The following is a 21559-nucleotide window of genomic DNA, read 5'->3' as shown; positions in this document are numbered from 1 at the left end:
CGGACGGCGGGCGGCCGACCGGGTGGTTACCGGGGAACCACGGGTCGCCGAACGGCGAGCCGGGTGAATAGGATCGGCGCGTGCTTCGTCCCACCTTTCCCATCGAGACCGAGCGCCTGGCGCTGCGTCCGTTCCGAGAGGACGACCTGGAGAGCCTCTACGCCTACCAATCCCTTCCCGAAGTGGCGCGTTTCCTCTATTGGGAGCCGCGTGACCGGGAGGAATCGCGGTCGTTCCTGCGCGAGAAAATGGCCGCCGCGACCCTGGAGAAGGAGGGCGACTGGCTCGTGCTGGCGGTCGAGTGGCGCGAGACCGGCGATCTGGTCGGCGAGGTCAATCTGCAGTGGCGCAGCCGCGAGCACCGGCAGGGCGAGATCGGCTACATCCTGAACCCGTCCTTCCACGGCAAGGGGTTCGCGACGGAGGCGGCCGAGGTGGTGCTGCGGCTGGGGTTCGAGGGCCTGGGGCTGCACCGGATCGTGGGCCGGCTGGACGGCCGCAACGCCGCGTCCGCGCGGGTGCTGGAGCGGCTCGGGATGCGGCGCGAGGCGCACCTGGTGCAGAACGAGCTCGTCAAGGGCGAGTGGACCGACGAGGTCGTCTACGCGATGCTGCGCGACGAGTGGGAGGCGCGCGGCTCCGGCGGCGCGGGCGGCTCGGAGGAACCCGCCGGCTCCGGCCCGGACGGTTCCGGCGGCGAGCCCGAGCAGGATTGACGGCGGTGCCCGGGGGCGGGCTGATGGCGTGCCGGGCGCGGCCGATCAGCGGCCCGCCTGCTCGTCCAGGTGGCGGGCGAGGTCGCGGACGTGCCCGCGCAGTTCGGCGGGCCGCCGGATCATGAACGGCCAGCCGAGGCCGGCGAGCATCCGCGCCATGCCGTCCAGGTGCTCGGCGCGGGTCGTCATCACCACTCCCCCGGCGGTCTCGGTGAGGGTGGCGACGGTCGCGGGGACGCGCCGGCGGGCCTGTTCGAGCGTGGTCTCCAGCAGCACCTCGACCTCGTGCGCGTACGGGACGCCGGCCAGCGACCGCGTCACGTGCTGGACGGGGTCGGCGCCGGCGGGGATCTCGTAGGCGGCGCCGGTCGCGGTGCCGCCGGTGTCGGCGGAGGCGATCCGGTCGACGCGGAAGGTGCGGACCTCGCCGCTGCGGTGGTCGTGGCCGGTGGCGTACCACCGTCCGGAGTGGAACACCAGGCCGTAGGGGTCCAGGTCGCGTTCGGAGTCGGCGCCCTGCCAGGACCGGTACCGCAGCCGGACGCGGCGGCGCTCGCGGACGGCGGCGGCCAGGGTGAGCAGGACACCGGTGGAGGGCGCGGCGGCGTCGCGGGCGGCGAGGGTGAACCCGAGGGTCTCGCGCAGCGCCTGGACGCGGTCGCGCAGCGCGGCGGGCAGCACCCGCTGCACCTTGGCCAGCGCGCTCTCGGTGGCCTGTCCCGGCAGGCCGAGGCGGCGGCCGGCCACCAGGCCGAGCACGACCGCGACCGCCTCGTCGTCGGTGAGCATCAGCGGCGGCAGCTTGTAGCCGGGCATCAGGCGGTAGCCGCCGTGCCTGCCGCGTTCGGCGACGACGGGCACGCCGAGGTCGTCGAGGCGCGCGGCGTAACGGCGGACGGTGCGCTCGTCGACACCGAGCCGGCGCGCCAGGTCGGGCCCCGTCATGTGGTGGTGGGCCTGCAGCAGTTCGAGCATCGCCAGCACGCGGGTCGTCGGGTGGGACCGGCCGGAGTCCGGCGCCGGGTGTGACACGGGACACTCCACTAATCCGGGCGGTTTCTGTCCGGTATCGAGCCTAGCGTTGACCTCACCAACGAGGGAAAGGGCGCTGACATGGCGACGTTCGTATTGGTTCCGGGGTTCTGGCTGGGCGCGTGGGCGTGGGAGGAGGTGGCCTCGGGGCTGCGGGAGGAGGGCCACGAGGCGGTCCCGGTGACGCTGACGGGGCTCGCCGAGCGGGCGGGCGAGCTGACGCCGGAGGTGGGCCTGGAGACCCACATCGCCGACGTCGTCGACGCGGTGGAGAGCGCCGGTCCGGGGCCGGTGGTCCTCGTCGCGCACAGCGGCGCGAACATGGCGGTCACCGGCGCCGCCGACCGGATCCCCGAGCGCGTCTCGCGCGTGGTCTACGTCGACAGCGGGCCGATGCCGTCCGGGATGGCGGGCATCGACTTCCGCGCCCCCGACGACCGCGCCGAGTTGGAGAAGACCGTCGCCGAGGAGGGTGACGGCTGGACGATCCCGGTGCCGGCGTTCGACGCGGACATCGACCCGGTCAACCTCGCGGGGCTGAGCGCCGAGCGGCTCGCCGAGATGCGGCGGCGCGGCACTCCGCAGCCGTTCGCGACCGTGACGCAGCCGCTCCGGCGGCCCGAGCCGCTGCCGGGCACGCCGCGCACGCTCGTCCTGTGCACGATCCCGCTGGCGGCGGTGCGGCAGATGGCCGACAGCGGCAATCCGGTGTTCGCGATGATGGCCGGGCCGGGCTGGACGTACCGGGAGCTGCCGACCGGGCACTGGCCGATGCTGTCCGAGCCGCGCGAACTCGCCTCGCTGCTCGCCGAGTCCGCCGGTCCGGAGTGAGGCCCAGGCGGCAAGGCTGAGGCGGGGTCAGAGTCGGGTCAGAGTCGGGTCGGCGGCGGGTCGGGGCGGAGTCAAGATCGGGGCGGTGGCGAGGTCAGGCGTCCTTGGGGGCGGCGGTGACCGGCGCGGCGCGGCGGCGGCCTTCGCGGGCGGGTTCGCCGGGCACGACCAGGACGCGCGCGGCGCAGGCCAGCAGCGTGCCGATCCCCCATCCGGCGAGCGCGTCGGTCGGCCAGTGGTAGCCGAGCGCGACGACGGCGACGGCGACCAGCCCGGCCAGGGTGTGCGCGGCGATCGTCCAGCCGCGCGAGGCGCCGGCCATAGCGGCGATGAACAGCAGGCAGGCGGCGGCGTTGGCGGAGTGCCCGGACGGGAACGACAGGTGCCCGGCGGCGAACAGCTCGTCCTCGCCGTACAGGGGTGCGGTCCGCGCGAACAGCACCTGCGCGGACCGCACGACGAGTTCGGTGCAGGCCAGCCACAGGCCCGCGCGGATCAGCAGCGGGAGGCTGCGGCGCCGCCACGCGGCGGCCGCGGCGGTGACGCCCGCGATGCTGCCGACGATCCAGTACTGGCCGCCGTTGACGATCGTCCGCCACGTCCAGTGCCAGGCGCCGGTGCGGGGCGGCAGGCCGGCGGAGAACACCCACTGGTCCAGGTGGCGCAGGGGGCCGTCGGCCACCACGTCCAGGACGGCCGCGGCCGTGGCGAGGGCCGCGGCCGCCGTCAGTGCCCGGGGCCGCCGCCGGTCGGCGCGACCGCCCCCCGGCCGATGCGCCCGCATTCCTCGATCCTGCCCGATGCGCGGGACCCCTCACGCCGAGACCTGGCTCACATGCCGGTCCCCCGGGCGTCGCGCGCGGTCCCTCATCGCCATATTTGACCCGAGTGTCACCGGGCGCTCACGGCGCCCCCTGAATGACTCACTTATCTACAGTGAGGCGGAGTTTTCTTTGTTACTCCGGTTTGTAGATCATTTGGCGGGTCGGCGGCACACTCTGCGGAAGTCGCGCGGCCACGGGGGTCGGGCCTGTTCCGCAAGGTGAGCATATGACACCCTCTGTCCGCCGTCCGGCACCCACGGTCGTCCACTGGCGGCGTTCGGTGACGGCGGCCGCCGCCACGGTACTGGTGGCCGGGATCGGCGCGGCGGGGGCCGGGGCTGCGCAGGCGGACACGGCGCCGGTGAAGGCGGACGACGGCGCCCGGATCACCCAGGAGACCAAGGTCGCCGACCACGAGGTGGACGTCACCATCTCGTCCCCGGCGCTCGGCAAGTCGGTGAAGACCCGGATCCTGCTGCCCGGCGACTGGGCGCGCGGCTCGGCGCGGACGTGGCCGGTGCTGTACGCCTTCCACGGCGGCCAGGACAACTACACCTCCTGGACCAAGAACACCGACATCGAGGACTGGGCCGCCAAGTACAACGTCCTGGTCGTGATGCCGGAGGGCGAGAACGGCTCGTACACCGACTGGTACAACTACGGCAAGGGCGGGACCCCCAAGTGGGAGACCTTCCACACCGCCGAGGTGCGCCAGCTGATGGAGCGCAACTACGGCGCGGGCGCGGTCCGCGCGGCGATCGGCAACTCCTCGGGCGGGCAGGGCGCGTACAGCTACGCCGCCCGCCACCCGGGGCTGTTCAAGTACGTCGCCTCGCTGAGCGGCACGCTGTCGCTGCGGTCGGCGGGGATGCCGGCGATGCTGATGTTCACCAACGCCGGCAACGGGCAGGACCCGTTCGCGATCTGGGGCATCCCGTGGGCCGACGACGCCAACTGGGCGGCCCACGACCCGTACGCGCTGGCCGACAAGCTGCGCGGCACGCAGCTGTTCTTCTCCTCCGGGACGACCGGCAAGCCCGGTCCGGGCGACCCGAACGTGGCGCCGTGGGACATCGGCCTGCTGAGCGAGATCGCGGTCGGCGCGGACAACCAGGAGTTCAAGAAGCGCCTGGACGAGCTGAAGGTGCCCTACACCGCCGACATCTACGGCGACGGCCGCCACAACTGGCCCGCGTGGATCCGCGAGGCCACCAAGATCTGGCCGACGATGATGAAGGCGATCGGCGCCAACCAGGTGACCGTCACCGCGCGGCACCGCTGACCTCGGGGTCTCCGCCGCAGGGGCCTTCCTGGGCCCTGACGCTGTGGCGGGGCCGCGTGAGGAGCAGAGGCTGAACCCGGCCCGGTTCCGGGGACGACTGCGGCTGTCGTCCCCGGAACCGGGCCGTCGCCGTTGGGCCCGGGCGCCCCGAGCCGGGGCCGCGTCCGAGGGTCAGTGCTGGTAGGTGAGGCCGTGGCCGAAGGGGTACAGGGCGGTGCCGGGGTCGTCGCGGGTGGGGATGGCGACGGGCAGCCTGCCCTGCGGGTCGTTCTCGCCGAACAGGGTCTTGACGGCCGAGCGCAGCGCTTCGGCGGTGTAGGAGTAGGTGGCCAGGTAGGTGGCGGCCTCGGGGAAGTAGGCGATGTCGTAGGGGTCGCGGACGGCGATGACGACGACGGGCTTGCCGGTGGCGACCAGAGCCTTGACGAGGTTCGTCTGCCCGGGGCCCTGGTGGCCGGGTTCGGTGCTGACGTCCCAGGCGCGGTTGGTGACGGCGACGACGAGGTCCTGGTCCTTGGCGGCGGCCACGGTGTCGTCGATCTGCGCGGGGGTGGGGCTGAGGCCGGTGCTGCGGACGGTGGTGGCGGCGCCGTGCCCGGCGATGCCGGTGGCGAGGCCGGCGGTGGTGGAGGCGGTGCCCCATCCGGCGATGAGGACCTTGCGGGGGCCGGTCGTCAGCGGGAGCAGTCCGGCGTCGTTCTTGATCAGGGTGGTGGTGCGGTCGGCGGCGCGCTGCGCGGCGGCCAGGTGCGCGGGGGTGCCGACGGTCCGGCCGACCCTGGAGGTGTCGGCGTAGGGGCTGCGGAACAGGCCGCGCTTCTTCTTGAGGGCCAGCACCCGGTACACCGACGCGTCGAGGCGCTGTTCGCTGATCTCGCCGGTCTTGACGGCGTCGACGACGGCGGCGAGCTGGCGGGCGAACACGCCGTTCCCGGAGGCGTCGGCGGGTGGTTTGAGGAGCACGTCGGCGCCGGCCTTGAGGGCGAGGACGGGGATGCGCTCGTCGCCGTACTTGTCGCGGACCCCCTGCATGTCGAGGGCGTCGGTGACGATGACGCCGCGGTAGTGCAGCTGGTCGCGCAGGATGCCGGTGAGGATCGGCTTGGACAGGGTGGCGGGGTCCTCTGAGGGGTCGAGGGCCGGCACGATGATGTGCGCGGTCATGATGGCCTCGGCGCCGGCGGCGATCGCGGCGCGGAAGGGCGGCAGGTCGAGCGTCTCCCACTGGGCGCGGGTGTGGCCGATGCGGGGGACGCCGGTGTGGCTGTCGGTGGTGGTGTCGCCGTGCCCGGGGAAGTGCTTGGCGGTGGCGGTCACTCCCCCGTCCCGGTAGCCGCGCAGCTGCGCGGTGACCATGGACGACACCAGTGCCGGGTCGGAGCCGAAGGAGCGGACGCCGATGACGGGGTTGGCGGGGTTGACGTTGACGTCGGCGTCGGGCGCGTAGTCCTGGTTCACGCCGATGGCGCGCAGTTCCCGTCCGGTGATGCGGGCGAGCGCTCCGGCGTCGCCGGTGCTGCGTCCGGCGGCCAGCGCCATGCTGCCGGGCGACTGGGTGGCGGGCGGCTGGACGCGCGCGACGATGCCGCCCTCCTGGTCGGTGGCGATGGTCTCGGGGACGCGGTGCGGCTGGGCCATCGCGGCGCGCTGGATGCCGTTGGAGAACCCGGCGAGCTGCGCGGGGTCGGCGACGTTGTTGGCGTAGTAGATGAATCCGCCGGGGTGGTAGCGGGCGACGATCTGCGCGGCGTTGTCGACGCCGTACAGCTTCCGGTTGGCGGCGACGTCGGCGGGGTCGGCGGTGTCGGCGCTCTTTCCGTAGACCTGCAGGACGAACAGCTGGGCGGCCTTGTCCTGCAGGCTCATCGAGCGCAGCAGCCGCACGAGGGCGGGGTCCTTGCCGGCGTCGCGTCCGGTGGTCTGGGCGTGGGCGGCGGGCGCGGTGAGCGCGGTGGCGGCGAGCGCTCCGGCGGCCAGTCCCGCGACGGCGCGGCGGGCGCGGCCCATGCCGGGCGCGCGGATGCTGAGCGCGCGGATGCGGGGCGCGCTCTCGGGGGGCCGGGGAGGACGGTGCGTACGGGGCAGGTGCATGACGGCTCCCTCCGCCCCCGAGCTGCTAATTGATCAAGGTTCTGCTGGCACGCTAACCCGGTGGGGCGGGCTCGTCCACGGCAATGGTCGACGATGTGGTCCGGGTCCGTCCTGCTGCGGGTAAAGGGGGGCGCGTCCGCCGCGCCGGGCGGGTGACGGGGCTCGGCGGGTCAGGGGCGGGTGATGAAGGCGAGGGCGGCGTCGGTGACGGCGGCGGGGTCGCGTCCGGCGTCGATGAGGCGGGCGGCGCCGTCGAGGGTGCCGAGGATGAGGGCGGCGGTGGCGTCGGGGTCGGGGTCGCCGCGGTCGGCGAGCGCCTCGCGCAGCGGCGCGGTGAGGGCGCGCTGCCGGTCGGCGAGCCAGTCCAGGCAGGCGGGGGGCAGCCCGGCGGCGGCGATGGCGTCGGTGACGCGGCGGTCGTCGCTGCGGGCGAACTCCAGGTGGCCGCGGACGTAGGCGGCGATGCGCGCGGCGGGGCCGTCCGGTTCGGCGGCGGCGGTGGCGGTGCGCAGCCGGTCCGTCCAGTCGGCGAAGACGTCGGCGGCGAGCTGGGCGAGGATGTCGCCGGTGGAGCCGTAGTACTTGTAGACGCTGGAGCGGGCGAGGCCGGCGCGGGCGCCGACCGACGCCGGGGTCACCGCCTGCGCGCCGTCGGCGAGCAGGATGTCGCGGGCGGCGGCCTGCAGGGCGGTGTGCCTGCGGGCGCGGTGCTCGGCGACGGTCGGGGCGGTGATCCTCGGCATGCGGTCTCCTTCCGCGGCGGGGAGGTGCGGGCGCGGCTAGTTCATTCTGCCGTCCCGGATGCGCACGACGCGGTCGGCGGTGCCGAGCAGGCCCTCGTCGTGGGTGACCAGGACGGTGGCGGTGCCGCGCCGGTGGGCCTGCTCGGCCAGCAGCGCGACGATGTCGCGGGCGCGGTGCTGGTCGAGGGCGGCGGTGGGCTCGTCGGCCAGCAGCAGCGCGGGCCGGTTCATCAGGGCGCGGGCGATGCCGACGCGCTGGCGTTCGCCGCCCGACAGCTCGTGGGGGCGGCGGTGCGCCTTGGCGGTCATCCCGACGGCGTCCAGCAGTTCGGCGGCGCGGTCGCGGTGCTCGCGGGTGACGCGCCCGCCCAGGTGCGCGACGAGCAGCAGCTGGTCGCGGGCGGTGAGGGAGGGCAGCAGGTTGGCGGACTGGAACACGTAGCCGATGCCGGTGCGGCGCAGTGCGGTGCGGCGCGCGGGGGCGGCGGCGGTGACGTCGGTGCCGCCGACGGCGACGGTGCCCTCGGTGGGGGTGATCAGCGCGCCGGCGACGGCGAGGAGGCTGGACTTGCCCGAGCCGGAGGGGCCGGCGACGGCGACGACCTCGCCTGCCCCGACGGTGAGGTCGACGCCGTCGAGGGCGGTGACGAGGGTGTCGCCGGCGCCGTAGCGCAGGGTGACGCCGGACAGGGTGAGCCCGGTGCGGGTCGCGGTGGCGGTCATCGGTGGCCTCCCAGGGCGGTGAGCGGGTCGACGGAGGTGACGCGGCGCAGGGCGGCGACGGTGCCGAGCACGCCGAGGACGATCAGCAGCCCGGCGGCGGTCGCCAGCGGCGCGGCCTCCAGGGCGATGGGGACGGTGCGGGACGCGGCGTGCAGCCCGGCGGTGATGCCGACGCCGGCCGCGGTGCCGACGGCGGTGGCCGACACCAGCACGACCAGCACCTGCGCGACGGCGTCGCGCGCCAGGTACCAGGCGGATCCGCCGAGCGCCCGGACCAGGGCGATCTCCCCTCGGCGCTGGACGGTCCACACGACGAAGAACGCGGCGACGACCAGCATCGAGATCAGGTACAGGAACACCTTGATCAGCGTCATGGTGGCGGTCTCGGCGGCGAATCCGGGCGAGGCGGAGTAGGACTTCTCCTTGGTGAGGACCTGCGCGTCCCCGCCGCCGGCGACCGAGGGCGCGGCGTCCAGGGCGATCGCGGTGGCCTGCTGGTAGGCCTGCGCGGGCGGCGTGCCGGGCAGGCCGTAGTGGACGCGCTGCCAGGTGCGCAGCGGCGCGTAGACGACGGCGACGTGGGTGAAGGACCGGTCGCCGACGGTGCCGATGACGGGCAGCGCGGCGCCGCTGCGCTCGACGCGGAGGGTGTCGCCGATCCGGACGCCGTCGTCGGCGAGGCGGGCGGAGATCAACACGCCGTCGGGGACGGAGCCGAGCGCGCGGCCGGCGGCGGGGCGGGGCGCGATGAAGGAGCCGGGTTCCATGCCGAACACGGCGATGTCGAGGTCCCGGCCGGTGCGGGCGTTCTTGGCGTGGGCGAGCTGGTTGCCGTAGGCGGCGGCTCTGCGGACGCCGGGCCGCGCCGCCCAGGCGGCGGCGTCGCCGGCGGGGACGGTGCTGCGCGAGTACAGGTCCCCCTCGACGCCGCGCTGGAAGGCGAAGTGGGTGACGGGCATGGCGCGCAGCGCGGACACGCCGTCGCCGACGAGCCCGGACGACAGGCCGGTGAGGACGGCGGCGAGCACCGAGATCAGCGCGATCACGGTGCCCATCAGCAGGAAGCGGCCGCGGGCGAACCGCAGGTCGCGGAGGGCGAGGAACACGGAGGGGCTCCGGAGGGATAGTTGGCGACAGTGTGTCGCCAACCTTATGATGGCGACACGATGTCGCCAAAAGCGGGGTCACTTCCGGCGCCGGAGCCGCCCGAGCCACCGCCGTGCCCACCGCGGTGCGCGCCGCGAGGCGCGCCGCTCGCGCCGGGGCGGCATCGTCCGGGTCAGCGGGTGCTCCTCCACCTCGTAGCGGCGGACGTAGGCGCCGGCGAACGCCTGCACGCTCGCGCCGAACGGCAGCGCCACCAGCGCCCCGACCGGTCCGGCGACCGCGACCCCGGCCAGCACCAGGCCGAACGCGACGGCGGGGTGCATGTCCAGCGTCCGGGCGGTGATGCGGGGCTGCAGCAGGTAGTTCTCGATCTGCTGGTAGGCGATGATGAACAGCAGGATCCACAGCGCCGTCGACGGCGAGCGGGTCAGCGCGATCAGCACCGGCACCGCGCCCGCCAGGTAGGTGCCGACCGCCGGGATGAACTGCGACACCACCCCCACCCACAGCGCCAGCGTCACCGCGTACGGCACTCCGAGGCCGGCGAGCGCGATGTAGTGCGCGACGGCGGAGATCAGCGCCAGCAGCGCGCGCGAGTAGATGTAGCCGCCGGTCTTGTCGATCGCGATCTCCCAGGCCCGCAGCACCGCGCGCTGCCGGTGCGGCGGCAGCAGCGAGCACACCGTCCGGCGCAGCTGCGGGCCCTGCACCGACAGGTAGAAGGTGAACAGCAGCACCCCGAGCGCCTTGAAGATCACTCCGAAGGCGGTGGTGCCGATCCCCCACACGTTCTGCGCGAGGCCCGACACGTGCCGCGACAGCGTGCCCGTCACCGTCGGGAGCCGCTGGAACAGGGTGTCGCGCGACAGGCGGGTGCCGAAGGTGGCGTTGACCCAGTCGATAACGTGCCGGACGTAGCCGGGGAACCCGTTGATCAGGTGGCTGGTCTGGGTGGCCAGCAGGGATCCGATGCCGCCGACGAAGGCGGCGAGCAGCACGGCGATCACCACGAACATCAGCCCGGTGGCGGCGCCGCGCCGCCATCCGCGGGCCGCCAGCCGGTTCACCGCGGGTTCGATCGCGAACGCCAGGAACAGCGAGACCAGCACGAGCAGCAGCAGGCCGCGCAGCCGTGCCAGCAGCCACAGCAGCGCCAGGAACGCCAGCGTGATCACGCCCCCGAGCGCGAACGCCCGGGGCAGCCACGGCGGCATCCGCCGCGAGCCGGCCCCGCCGGTCCCGGCCGGAGCCGCGCCGGGAGGCGCGGGCGGTGGGGACGCCGCGTCGGGCGGGACGTCGGCGGGCTCGTACGCGGGCCTGTCGCCGGGCGTCTGCGGCATGGCCGCACGCTAGCCGCGCGCATGGCCCGTTCCCCGCCGCACGCGCCCGCCTTTGCCGAGACTTCAGCCGCCGCGCCTGGCGGGCGCGGTGCTCGCGGGGCGGGCGTGCAAAGAAAGGTCGACCCTGCCTTGCCCCGCGATCCGGGTAGCGGCGCGCGTGCCCGGGAACGCCCCGCGGAACGCACCGATACTTCTGGGGGTTCACGGGATGGGGTTCGTCACGACGCGCGACGGCAACGAGATCTACTACAAGGACTGGGGCTCGGGCGCCCCGGTGGTGTTCATCCACGGCTGGCCGCTGAACGCCGACGCGTGGGAGGACCAGATGAAGGCGGTGGCCGACGCCGGGTACCGCGGCATCGCCCACGACCGGCGCGGGCACGGCCGCTCGTCGCAGCCGTGGGACGGCTACGACTTCGACACCTTCGCCGACGACCTCGCCGACCTGCTCGGCGCCCTCGACCTGCGGGACGTCACGCTGGTGGCGCACTCGATGGGCGGCGGGGAGCTGGCCCGCTACATCGGCCGGCACGGCACGGGCCGGGTCTCCAAGGCGGTGCTGCTGTCGGCGATCCCGCCGCTGATGCTGAAGACCGACGCCAATCCCGAGGGCGTCCCGGCGCAGGTGTTCGAGGACATCAAGGCCGGGATCCTGAAGGAGCGGTCGCAGTTCTGGAAGGACAGCTCGGAGGCGTTCTTCGGCGCGAACCGCCCGGGCAACAAGGTGACGCAGGGCAACCGGGACGCGTTCTGGTTCATGGCGATGCACGAGAGCATCAAGGCGGGCGTGGACTGCACGACGGCGTTCGCGGAGACCGACTTCACCGACGACCTGAAGAAGTTCGACGTGCCGACGCTGGTCGTGCACGGCGACGACGACCAGATCGTCCCGATCGACGCGACCGGCCGCAAGTCCGCGCAGATCATCCCGGACGCGACGCTGAAGGTCTACGAGGGCGGCTCGCACGGCATCGCGATGGTGCCGGGCGACAAGGAGCGCTTCAACCGGGACCTGCTGGAGTTCCTGGCCTCCTGAGCCTGCTGAGCTTCTCGGCCTGGGCTTCTCGGCATCGCGGCCGCGGCGCCCGCGCCCGCGCTTGCCCGGCGCGGGCGTCCACGCAGGGCCTGGGCACGGGCAGGCCCGTCGGCGGCGGGGCTCGTCAGCGGCCGGGGGGCACGAACTCGGGCTGGTCGAGGACGCGGAGCCAGCTGCCGTCGGGCTGGCGGCGGGCGACCTGCGCGCGGGCGCCGGCGCCGTCCTTGGGCGGGGTGGAGGTGAGCGCGAGGTCGCCGCTGACGAGGGTGGGCAGCGGCTCCTCGGGCTCGAAGTGCGGGCGCCCGGCGAGCACCTTCTCCCACAGCGCGCGGATCGCGTCGCGGCCGACGGTCTGCGCGCCGGGCGGGTAGGCCAGCACGGCGTCCTCCTCGTAGAGCGCGGCGACCCCGGCGGCGTCGCCGGCGTTGGAGCGCTCGACGAACAGGCGGGTGATGTCCTCGGGGCGCATGGCCTTCTCGTCCATGGTGTCCTCCCTGGTGGGCTGGTGTGTCACCTCCCATGCTGGTCACTCGCAGTGCAGAAGTCCAACAGATGATTCTTCTGCTATCCAGAAGCTCTGGTTATGGCTGCCGAGGATCGGGACGCCGGTTCCCGGTGAGGCGCCACCGCCCGCCGGTGCCGCGCGGTGCGGCAGGATGTGGCGGTATGGGGCAGATCTTCAGTCATCAGCTGCGGGTGCGGTACAGCGAGTGCGACCAGCAGGGCGTGGTGTTCAACGGCCACTACCTGTTCTTCTACGACGTGGCGCTCACGGAGTTCTGGCGGGCGGCGGTGTGCGGGCCGGACGAGATGGTGGGCGCGGGCTACGACCTGGTGGTGGCGGAGGCGCGGATCCGGTACCGGGAGGGCGCGCGGTTCGACGACCTGGTGGACGTGGAGATGCCGGTCGCGCACCTGGGGACGACGAGCATGGTGGTGCGTCCGCGGTTCGTGGTGGGCGGGCGGCTGATGGCCGACGGCGAGGTCCGGCACGTGTTCGTCGACCCGCGCTCCAAGTCCAAGCGGGAGATGCCGGGGGACGTGCGGGCGGCGCTCGCGCCCTACCTGGAGGAGACGGGACAGGCGGCCGGCACCGGGTCAGGCTCGTGATCGCTTTGCGACGTGTCGAGCGTCGTGCGAGATCCGAATTTGGAATCCGGGTTATCGCCTGATGGGTCCGGCTCAGTTCCCGTGGGTCCGATTCAACTGGGTGGGGGCCGCCCGGGGCAACCCCTTTTGCGGGGCCGTTCCGGGCGGGCCCGTGCGGGTGCCGCCCGCGGGCCGGGTCCGCGGGGGCGGAGCGGTCGGTCAGCGGGCGAACAGGGAGGCGTAGACGGCGCGGCCGCCGTCGGTGACGACCTGCCCGGCCAGGTGCGGGCCGGTCACGGTGGACAGCCGCAGGTCCAGGTAGCGTTCCTCCTCCCGTATCTGGACGGGGTCGCGGAGTTCGGCGGGGCCCGCGGCGGTGAGCCGGCGGGCGATGTCGGTGAGGCGGGCGGCGCGGTCGCGGTCCAGGGCGCCGCGCAGTTCGGCGAGGGAGCCGGCGTCGTAGGGGACGGCGGGGGCGGGCGCGGGTTCGGCGCGCCAGGCGGCGACGCCGTAGGCGAAGCAGGCCAGGGCGGGCCACATCTCGGCGAAGTAGCGCGGGTCGGGGCAGATCTCCAGGCCGGCGAAGCGCCCGGCGACCAGGAACAGTGCGCCGACCTGTCCGGGCTGGGGTTCCAGGCGGCTCTGGAACTGGGTGAGGACGGGCCGCTTGCGGGACAGGATCTGCTCGAGGTGGCCGCGGCGGGGCAGCCCGCAGCGGTGGTTGAGCTCGGCGATGTCGTCCCACAGCTTGGCGTAGCCGCGGACGTCGCGCAGTTCGAGGGCGCGGGCGCGCAGTTCGCCGGGGAGCACGAAGAACCACTGGTCGCGTCCGGTGAGGTAGCCGCCCTGGGTCTGCTGGACGCAGCAGGCGTCCTCGAACAGCAGGCTCTGGCCGGGGGCCAGGAACGCCGACCGGCACAGCGCGTGGTTCTGGGCGGCGTCCTGGACGTAGCCGATGTGCAGGGGGACGATCGCGACGCCGTCGGCGGCGCCGTTGCGCAGTTCGAGGCGTCCGTAGCCGGTGACGCGCGACAGCTTCAGCCCGGTGCGGGGCGGGACGAAGCCGGGGCGTGCGGGGCCGGAGACCGGCACCATGGTGAGCGCGCCGGCCTGCTGCGGGGTGCCGAGGCGGTGCCCGGCGAGGCTGAGCGGGCCGGGCAGCAGGGTGTCGAGCGCCGTCATCTCGGTCATGCGGTGCTCCTTTCGTTCGTGCCGGCCGAGGGCCGCTCCCCCGAAATCGCGCGCGGGCGGCGTACAAGGCGCGCGCAGCGCGCTCAAGGGCGTGCGCGGCCTCCGGGCCGGGGGTGGTTCGGGTGGTTCGGGGGGCGGTTCAGGCGGCGAGGGCGGTGGTGAGGTCGGCGGCCTGCCGGTCCAGGGCGTCCAGGCGGTCGTGCAGGGCGGCGCGCAGCCAGGGGCGGCCCGCGGGGCAGTGCGCGAACATCCAGGGCAGCAGGGTGGTGAAGTCGTCCTGGTGCCAGAACCCGCGCTGCGGCAGGGACGGTGCGGGTCGGCGCAGGGTCAGGTCGTCGGCGGCGGTGAACAGGGCGTGGCAGAACACCACGGGGGTGGTGACGCCGGCGCGCGGGAGGGTCGCGGCGACGCGGGCGAGGTCGCCGGGGAACCGGTTCTCGTAGCCGTCGGAGACGACGGCGACCAGGTCGGGTCCGGCGGCGAGGGCGTCCAGGACGCCGGTGGCGAGGTCGGTGGCGCCGCGGGGGGCGCGTTCGTCGCCGCCGACCTCGACGACCTCGAGCCGGTCGCAGACGCGCGACAGCAGCATCCGCAGCGCGGCGGCCTGCGACAGCACGGCCCATTCGCGTTCGCCGTAGCCGCGCATGGACGCCGAGGCGTCCAGGACGAGCGCGACGGTCCCGGCGAAGCGGGGGTAGGCGCGGGCGGCGTCGTCGACGTAGCGGCCGAGCGCGGCGTACAGGTCCTCGGCGGGGCCGCCCCGGTACAGGTGGACCAGGGTGGCGGCGATGTGGCCGCGGTTGGTGGCGGTGACGGTCGCGGGCTGTTCGCGGGCGGGGTCGAGGGTGAGGGCGGGCTCGTCGGGCAGTGCCCGCACCGGGCCGGTCGCCGTGCCGGTCGCCGTGCCGGGCGTGGTTCCGGTGCCCGCCGCGGTTCCGGTTCCGGTGAGGCCGCCGGTGGTGGCGGTGGGCGGTGCGGCGTAGAGGGCCTGGACGCGGGCGGGCGCGGCGGCGGGGACGGCGAGGAAGCGCAGCAGGCGGCGGCGCAGGTAGTCCGAGGCGGTGTCGCCGTCGTCGATGCGGCGGGCGCAGCCGCGGGCGGCGGTCTTGCCGAGCGCGTGCTCGAAGCAGTCGAGCAGGGCGGGGCGGCGGGCCGCGATGAGCGCGTCGGCGTCGGGGTGCTCCAGCACGAACCGCAGCACGGTGCGGGTGGTGTGCTTGTGGTTGGCGCGCAGCCGGCGCAGCGCGAGCAGGACGGTGATGACGTGCGCGGGCGGCAGCGCCAGCGTCAGGACGCGGGCGAGGCGCGCGAGGGTGTCGCGGGTGGCGTCGTCGAGACCGGCCTGGGAGGCGGCGAGGGTCTGCAGCAGGACGCGGGCGCGCTGCCAGGGCAGCGCGCCGGGGGCGAGGGCCAGCAGCGCGTAGTGCTCGGGGCCGGCGGCGTGGGCGGCGCGGTGCAGGTCCGCGTCGTCCCAGCGCAGGGTGCCGCCCCGGGGCAGGGTGAGCGGGGTGTCGTGGGTCTGCAGGTGGGCAAGGAGCGTGGGGGTGTCCATGATTGATCGCCTCCGCAATCATGGATTTTAGGAACGCCGCGGAGTGCCTCGACACTCATTTTTCCGGCGGCGGCGGCCCGATCCCTGCGTTGGTGCCGCGCTATGCGTCCTCGCCGGGCCGTGTAACGGTGTCGGCGGATGCGGGTTTGGGGGCGTAGTCGCCGATGCCGTGCTCCAGCATGCCGAAGACGCGGGCGGCGGAGGCGTAGACGTCGTCGCGCATCTCCTTGAGGGTCTCGCCGGCGCGTTTGCGGGCGGCGATCTCCTCGATGAGGACGCCCTGGGCGGCGTAGATCATCGCGGCGGCGGCGCGGGGGGTGATGTCGTCGGGGCCGGCGCCGGTCTCCTCGGCGAGGACGCCGGCGAGGGCGTCCTTCAGCTGCTCGCCGAGTTCGCGCATGCGGGCGGTGAGGGCGGGGCTGTCGTGGACGGTCTTCAGCCAGACCTCGGAGCCCTCGTGGAAGGCGGTCCGGTAGTCGCCCTCGTCCAGGCCCTCGAAGAAGCGGCGGCGGAACGCCGCGACGACGCCCTCGCCGGGGCGGCGGTCGCGGAACGCCTGCCCGGCGGCCTCGATCATCTCGCCCTGGCGGTCGAAGAACAGGTCCTCCTTGGTCCTGAAGTAGTTGAAGACCGTGTTGACCGACACGTCGGCGGTGCGGGCGACGTCGGCGACGGTGACGTTGTCGAAGCCGCGGGTGATGAACAGCCCGGTGGCGATGTCGGCGATGCGGCGGCGGGTCTCGCGCTTCTTGCGCTCGCGCGGCCCCGGCTCGGGTCCGGGCCGCCGGTCGATCTCCTTGCCCATGCCCGGAATCCTACCTTCGCTGGTGCGACTGAAAACTTGGTGTCACTGAAACTTTGTGGTTACTCTACTGGGCGAGTCGTTCCCCCATCGGAGGTCATCGTGATCGAGGCACGCGGGCTCGCCCGCACCTTCACCGGCAGGCACGGGACGGTCGAGGCCGTGCGCGGCGTGGACCTGTCCGTGGCGCCCGGCGAGATCGTCGGGTTCCTCGGCCCCAACGGCGCCGGGAAGACCACCACGCTGCGGATGCTGACGACGCTGCTGGCGCCGACCGCGGGCACCGCGACCGTCGCGGGGCGCGACCTGCGCGCCGATCCGGGCGGGGTGCGGCGCCGCATCGGCTACGTCGCGCAGGGCGGCGGCACCGACCCGTCGGTCCCGGTCGGCGAGGAGCTGGACCTGCAGGCCCGCCTGTACGGGGTGCGGGACCGCGCCGCGCGGATCGGCGAGCTGTGCGCGCGGCTGGAGCTGGAGGGTCTGCGGGGGCGGCCGTGCGGGGCGCTGTCGGGCGGTCAGCGGCGGCGCCTGGACATCGCGCTGGGGCTGGTGCACCGGCCGCCGCTGCTGTTCCTGGACGAGCCGACGACGGGCCTGGACCCGCAGAGCCGCGGGAACCTGTGGGAGCACGTCCGCTCGTTGCGCGCCGGGGACGGCACGACGGTGTTCCTGACAACGCACTACCTGGACGAGGCGGACGCGCTGTGCGACAGGCTGCTGATCATCGACCGGGGACGGATCGTCGCCGCGGGCACGCCCGCGGAGCTGAAGCGCCGCGTCGCGGGCGACGTGGTCACCCTGGAGTTCGCCGACCCGTCGGGCGGCGCGCCGGCGCGCGAGGCGCTGTCGCGGCATCCGTCGGTGCGGGAGGCGGTGGTCGCCGGCCGCGGCGTGCGGCTGACCGTCGAGGACGGCGAGCGGCAGCTGATGAGCCTGGTGCGGGCGCTGGACGCCGCGGGGGTGGAGCTGGCGTCGCTGAACCTGTCCCGTCCCAGCCTCGACGACGTGTTCCTCACCGTCACCGGCCGTTCCCTGCGCGACGCCGCCTGACCGGCGGCGGATCCATCCCCCGAGAAGCGAAGGAGGACTTCGATGTCCTTGGCACGGACGGCCGCCGACACCCGCCTGGTGTTCGGCCGGTATCTGCGGCAGACGCTGCGCAGCAAGGTCGCGGTGGTGTTCGGCGCGGTGCAGCCGCTGCTGTACCTGGTGCTGTTCGGGCCGCTGCTGTCGCGGCTGGTGGACGTGCGCGGTTTCGGCGCCGGCAACGCCTGGCAGGTGTTCGTGCCGGGCGTGCTGATCCAGCTGGCGCTGTTCGGCGCCGGGTTCGTCGGGTTCGGGCTGATCGGTGAGCTGCGGTCGGGGGTGGTGGAGCGGCTGCGGGTGACGCCGGTGAGCCGGACCGCGCTGCTGCTGGGGCGGGTGCTGCGCGACACCGTCATCGTGGCGGCGCAGGCGGTGCTGCTGGTGGCGGTCGGGCTGGCGCTGGGGCTGCGGGCGCCGGCGGGCGGCATCGCGGTCGGGCTGCTGTTCGTGGTGTCGCTGGCGGTCGCGATCGCCTCGCTGTCGTACGTGCTGGCGATGCGGACGCGCAGCGAGGACGCGTTCGCGCCGCTGCTGTCGGCGGTGACGCTGCCGCTGATGCTGCTGTCGGGGATCCTGCTGCCGATGAGCCTGGCGCCGGGATGGCTGGACGCGGTGTCGCGGTTCACCCCGTTCCGGTACGTGGTGGACGCGGCGCGGGCGGCGTTCCTCGGCGACTACGCGACGGCGGCGGTCGCCGAGGGCGCGCTGGTCGCGGTGGTGCTGCTGGTGGTGTCGGTGTGGCTGGGGGCCCGCCGGTTCCGCGCGGAGAACGCCTGACCCGTCCGGCGGGCCCGGGCCGCAGGCGCCCTTAGGTCAGTTCGGGGCGTCGGCGGGCCGGGCCGCGGGCACCGCGCCGCCACCGGCCGCGCTTCCGGTGTTGGTCCCGATGGCGGCGGCCGGGCGGTCGGGTGGGACGGCGGCGCGCTGGGCGATGTAGGCGCCGGTCAGGACGATCGCGCCGCCGGCCGTCTGCGCGGCGGTGAGGCGTTCGCCGAGCGCCGCCCAGGCGATGAGGGTGGCGGCGACCGCCTCGGTGTAGCAGATGGCGCCGCCGACCTGCGCGGACAGCCGGTGCAGGCCGGCGATCCCGGTCAGGTAGGCCAGCACGGTGCTGACCAGCGCGATCCAGGCGACCAGCGCCCAGCCGGGCGCGGTGCGCCCGGCGACGGGGACGGCGTCGCCGAGCACCCGCCACGGCAGCGCCCACGGCGCGGCGAGGGCGGCGAGCGCGGCCGCGGCGACGACGCTGCCGGCGGTGGTGATGACCAGCGGGTCGACGCGTCCGGCGAGGCGGTCGACCAGCAGGAAGTAGGAGGCCTGGCAGGCGGCGGCGCCGAGCCCGGCGGCCAGCCCGAGCGGGTCCAGGCTCAGGCCCGTCCACACCTGGACGACCAGGGCGAGGCCCGCCATGGCGACCGCGACGCCGGCGGCGGCGGTGCGGTGCACGGGCGCGCGGCGCACCAGCCGCAGCCACGCCAGCACCATGACCGGCCCGGTGAACTCCAGCAGGATCGCCACGCCGACGGGCAGCCGGGACGCGGCGAGGTAGTAGCAGGCCTGGCATCCGGCGACGCCGGTCAGCCCGTAGGCCGCCAGCCGCCCGAGGTGGGGCCGCAGTTGCGCGCGCAGGGAGCGCGCGCCGCGCCGGGCCCGCACGGCGCACACGATCGGGACCAGCGCGAGCGCCGACACGGTGATGCGCAGCCACACGGCCTGCAGCGGGTCCAGGCCGCCTTCGATGAGCGCCTTGCCGAACGGGCCGGACGCGCCGAAGCACACCGAGGAGAACACCGCCAGCGCGACTCCCTGGGCGCGGGTGCGCGCCGCCGCGTCGACGCCCATCGCCGCCCCTCCCCTCGACCGTTCAGGAGCATCGTGCCATAACGCTCATTACAAGGGGAGGGTGGAACGCGACCGACAGAACACGACATGCCGGACACTCCGCCGGGGAGGACTACTATTCGCCGGGTGAGCTGGCAGGGGGCCGGGGCGGGACCCGGCGGGACGGGAGGCGGCCCGAGCGCGGACCTGTTCGCGGCGGTCGAGGGCAACGTGCGTGAACTGGTCGCCTCCCCGTGGTGGCGGACCGCCCAGCCGCAGGAGCGGGCCGGGCAGATCGCCGCGCGGATGCTGTGGGGCGCCGGGGAATGGTGGCTGTTCGGCGCGTGGGGGCGCTGGTACCGGTGCGGCCTGGACGGCGCCTGGTTCCCCTGCCCTCCCCCGCCCGACCACGCCGACCGGCGCGTCGCCGTCCCGGCGCCGCGCGGCGCCGGCACCCCGCCGGTCCCGCCGCAGCTGTACCCGACCGGCCCCGACCTGTCGGCCGGGCGGGTCGCGCCGCTGGGGTTCCTCGGGCCCGTCCCCGACACCGCCGTCGTCGCGCGGATCTCCCAGGCCATCACCACCGCGCTCGCGGTCGACCCGCAGCAGTTCGCCCAGCGCGACCCGATGTTCCAGCCCGGCACGCCCAGCACCATCGCCGCCGCGTGGGGCGCGCTGCTGTGGTGCGCGGGCTCCCCGGTGGTGCTGACCGAGCACCCGCTGATCGAGTCGTTCATCCCGTTCCTGACCACCTCCGCCGACCGGCTGCACTGGATGATGCCGCCCGACTTCGGCACCCTGGCCGGCTACTACATCCACCGGCTCGGCGCCGGCGACGGCGGCGGCGCCGCGCACATCGCGCGGGTGATGTACGAGGTCGCGGCGGGCCTGCAGACCGACCCGCGGTTCCGGCCCGGCGCCGACGCGCTCGCCGCGGTCACCGCGGCGTCGCTGCGGATGGTCAACCAGGACATGGCGACCGTCCGGTACGGGCCGGAGGCGATCGTGCAGGAGTGGCGGCGCCGCTGCCCCGCCGAGTTCGCCACGCCGATGGTCCGCGACACCGCGCCCGGCGAGTACCTGCGCCTGGCCCTGTACGACCTGGAGCAGATCGTGCACGGGCTGACCGGGCCGCGTCCGGTGCCCGGCGGCCGCAGCCACGACGAGGTCCGCCGCGCGGGGATCGCGGTGCTGGCCGCCGACCTGCAGGCCGCGCCGGGCGCGCTGCCGGCGCTGCAGCGCTGGCTGGACCCCGACAGCGCCCGCACGCTGCAGGCGGTGCTCGGCGACCCCGCCAACCCGCTGCGGGCGCTGTGGCCGCGCGACGGGCGGCTGCCGGACGCGCTGCGCCGCGACGACCCCGACGCGCTCGCCGCGCTGCTGGCCACCACCTACACGATCGGGCTGACGTGGTGCCGGCTGGCGCAGGTGCCGCCGCCGGCGTCGGGGTTCGCCGTGCCGCAGGCGGTCGCGGCGGAGCTGACGTCGCCCGCGATGCACTCCCCGCCGTCCACCGACGAGCTGTCGGCGTGGGACATCATCAAGGCGGCCCGCGCGCACATGGCCGCCGAGCGGGCGTCCTCGGGCGAGGACCGGGCCGTCGCGCCGGTGCCGGAGCCCGCGCAGGAGGCGCCGGGGCCGCCGCCGGCCGTGGCCCCGGTGGAGCCGCCGTCGGCCCCGCCGATGCCGCCGCCCATGTCGCCCCCGGTATCGCCGTCTGCGGCGCATGGGGCCGGGTCGGTTCCGCCGCCGTCTCCCGCGCCGTCTCCGGCGGTGCACGGGGAGCGGCAGGCGCCGGTGAACCCGCTGTCCTCCGACGTCCCGCCCCCGCGGATCGCGCCGCCTCCTCCTCCCCCGCCGCCCGCCGCGCCGGAGCCCGAGGCGCGCGCCGCGTCCCAGCAGGAACCGGCACCGCCCCCTGCGCCGCACTCCGCGCCGGAGCCGCCGCCCGCTCCCGCTCCCGCTCCGGCGGAGGAGCCGCGGTGGCCTTCGGAGCCTCCGCGGGACGGGGCGGGCGAGCCGCTGTGGCCCTCGGAGCCCGAGCCGCCGGCCGTGCACGCCCCGGCGACGCAGCTAGACACCGACGCGTTCCGCACCAAGCTCGACCAGGGCCCGGCGTGGCCGGGCGCGCCGATGCCGCCGGCCCCGCCCGCCCAGCAGCCCGTCCAGCGGCCCGCCGACGCTGCGCGCCCGCTCGATCATGCCGAGGATCCCGAACCCCTCCGGCTCGGCGCCGGAGGGGCCCCGGCCGTCGTCGGCGACGCGCACGACGAGCCCCCGCTCCTCGCGCGCG

At 75.0% G+C, this 21559-nt stretch carries 20 protein-coding genes; 8 read left to right on the top strand and 12 right to left on the bottom strand.

Translation table 11 applies throughout. The features are described from left to right. Positions 1-80 precede the first annotated feature (80 nt). Positions 81-716, top strand: coding sequence for a GNAT family N-acetyltransferase (locus amrb99_RS15325; RefSeq protein WP_190856629.1), 636 nt, complete (start codon positions 81-83; stop codon positions 714-716). 45 nt (positions 717-761) lie between these two features. Here the strand turns inward: amrb99_RS15325 and amrb99_RS15320 are convergent, their stop codons facing one another. After that, positions 762-1748, bottom strand: coding sequence for a YafY family protein (locus tag amrb99_RS15320; protein ID WP_347256685.1), 987 nt, complete (start codon positions 1746-1748; stop codon positions 762-764). 81 nt (positions 1749-1829) lie between these two features. Between amrb99_RS15320 and amrb99_RS15315 the strand changes: the two genes are divergently transcribed. Continuing rightward, positions 1830-2579: an alpha/beta hydrolase gene (locus tag amrb99_RS15315; protein ID WP_190856628.1), complete on the top strand. Its 750-nt coding sequence runs from the start codon at positions 1830-1832 to the stop codon at positions 2577-2579. Positions 2580-2673: 94 nt separating this feature from the next. Here the strand turns inward: amrb99_RS15315 and amrb99_RS15310 are convergent, their stop codons facing one another. Beyond that, a complete protein-coding gene (locus tag amrb99_RS15310) occupies positions 2674-3363 on the bottom strand; it encodes a phosphatase PAP2 family protein (protein ID WP_190856627.1) in 690 nt (229 codons plus the stop codon). 266 nt (positions 3364-3629) lie between these two features. Here amrb99_RS15310 and amrb99_RS15305 point away from each other — a divergent pair, with 266 nt between their 5' ends. Continuing rightward, positions 3630-4685 carry an alpha/beta hydrolase-fold protein gene (locus tag amrb99_RS15305; protein WP_190856626.1) on the top strand — a complete coding sequence of 352 codons (1056 nt, stop codon included), beginning with the start codon at positions 3630-3632 and terminating at the stop codon, positions 4683-4685. 171 nt (positions 4686-4856) lie between these two features. Here the strand turns inward: amrb99_RS15305 and amrb99_RS15300 are convergent, their stop codons facing one another. The 5 genes from amrb99_RS15300 to amrb99_RS15280 form a co-directional block, all read right to left on the bottom strand. Then, entirely contained in the window at positions 4857-6776 is a 1920-nt protein-coding gene (locus amrb99_RS15300) for a glycoside hydrolase family 3 protein (protein WP_206699949.1), read from the bottom strand. Between the two features lie 170 nt (positions 6777-6946). Then, positions 6947-7519, bottom strand: a complete 573-nt coding sequence (locus amrb99_RS15295; RefSeq protein ID WP_190856625.1) for a TetR/AcrR family transcriptional regulator — start codon at positions 7517-7519, stop codon at positions 6947-6949. A 36-nt stretch (positions 7520-7555) separates the two neighbouring features. Further along, a complete protein-coding gene (locus amrb99_RS15290) occupies positions 7556-8242 on the bottom strand; it encodes an ABC transporter ATP-binding protein (protein WP_190856624.1) in 687 nt (228 codons plus the stop codon). Continuing rightward, entirely contained in the window at positions 8239-9348 is a 1110-nt protein-coding gene (locus tag amrb99_RS15285) for an FtsX-like permease family protein (protein WP_190856623.1), read from the bottom strand. The genes amrb99_RS15290 and amrb99_RS15285 overlap by 4 nt, the downstream gene beginning before the upstream one ends. 78 nt (positions 9349-9426) lie before the next feature. Next, positions 9427-10689, bottom strand: a complete 1263-nt coding sequence (locus tag amrb99_RS15280; protein ID WP_206699948.1) for an AI-2E family transporter — start codon at positions 10687-10689, stop codon at positions 9427-9429. Positions 10690-10897: 208 nt separating this feature from the next. Here amrb99_RS15280 and amrb99_RS15275 point away from each other — a divergent pair, with 208 nt between their 5' ends. Continuing rightward, on the top strand, positions 10898-11725 hold the full coding sequence (locus amrb99_RS15275; RefSeq protein ID WP_190856622.1) for an alpha/beta hydrolase: 828 nt from the start codon (positions 10898-10900) through the stop codon (positions 11723-11725). A gap of 124 nt (positions 11726-11849) precedes the next feature. Here the strand turns inward: amrb99_RS15275 and amrb99_RS15270 are convergent, their stop codons facing one another. Continuing rightward, complete coding sequence (locus tag amrb99_RS15270; protein WP_190856621.1) at positions 11850-12209, bottom strand: nuclear transport factor 2 family protein; 360 nt, start codon at positions 12207-12209, stop codon at positions 11850-11852. Positions 12210-12391: 182 nt separating this feature from the next. Here amrb99_RS15270 and amrb99_RS15265 point away from each other — a divergent pair, with 182 nt between their 5' ends. Then, a complete protein-coding gene (locus amrb99_RS15265; protein ID WP_190856620.1) occupies positions 12392-12835 on the top strand; it encodes a thioesterase family protein in 444 nt (147 codons plus the stop codon). 198 nt (positions 12836-13033) lie between these two features. Here the strand turns inward: amrb99_RS15265 and amrb99_RS15260 are convergent, their stop codons facing one another. The 3 genes from amrb99_RS15260 to amrb99_RS15250 form a co-directional block, all read right to left on the bottom strand. After that, positions 13034-14005, bottom strand: a complete 972-nt coding sequence (locus amrb99_RS15260) for a DUF6569 family protein (protein ID WP_190856619.1) — start codon at positions 14003-14005, stop codon at positions 13034-13036. A 139-nt stretch (positions 14006-14144) separates the two neighbouring features. Then, a complete protein-coding gene (locus amrb99_RS15255) occupies positions 14145-15557 on the bottom strand; it encodes a VWA domain-containing protein (protein WP_190856618.1) in 1413 nt (470 codons plus the stop codon). Between the two features lie 100 nt (positions 15558-15657). Further along, a complete protein-coding gene (locus amrb99_RS15250; RefSeq protein ID WP_190856617.1) occupies positions 15658-16362 on the bottom strand; it encodes a TetR/AcrR family transcriptional regulator in 705 nt (234 codons plus the stop codon). Between the two features lie 99 nt (positions 16363-16461). Between amrb99_RS15250 and amrb99_RS15245 the strand changes: the two genes are divergently transcribed. Continuing rightward, positions 16462-17409 (top strand): ATP-binding cassette domain-containing protein, encoded by a 948-nt coding sequence (locus amrb99_RS15245; RefSeq protein ID WP_190856616.1) that lies wholly within the window; start codon positions 16462-16464, stop codon positions 17407-17409. 42 nt (positions 17410-17451) lie between these two features. Continuing rightward, the gene (locus tag amrb99_RS15240; protein ID WP_190856615.1) at positions 17452-18222 is read left to right on the top strand and encodes an ABC transporter permease; all 771 of its coding nucleotides are present in this window, start codon (positions 17452-17454) and stop codon (positions 18220-18222) included. 36 nt (positions 18223-18258) lie between these two features. Here the strand turns inward: amrb99_RS15240 and amrb99_RS15235 are convergent, their stop codons facing one another. Further along, complete coding sequence (locus tag amrb99_RS15235) at positions 18259-19287, bottom strand: DMT family transporter (RefSeq protein ID WP_190856614.1); 1029 nt, start codon at positions 19285-19287, stop codon at positions 18259-18261. 126 nt (positions 19288-19413) lie between these two features. On the opposite strand from amrb99_RS15235, the gene amrb99_RS15230 reads away from it, so the two are divergent. Beyond that, on the top strand, positions 19414-21559 hold a 2146-nt coding region (locus tag amrb99_RS15230; protein ID WP_190856613.1), incomplete at its 3' end, for a hypothetical protein.

It is taken from the genome of Actinomadura sp. RB99 (assembly GCF_014706005.1).
Classification (GTDB): Bacteria; Actinomycetota; Actinomycetes; order Streptosporangiales; family Streptosporangiaceae; genus Spirillospora.
The sequence above is the reverse complement of the archived record's forward strand: the minus strand, read 5'-3'. Positions and strand labels throughout refer to the sequence as shown.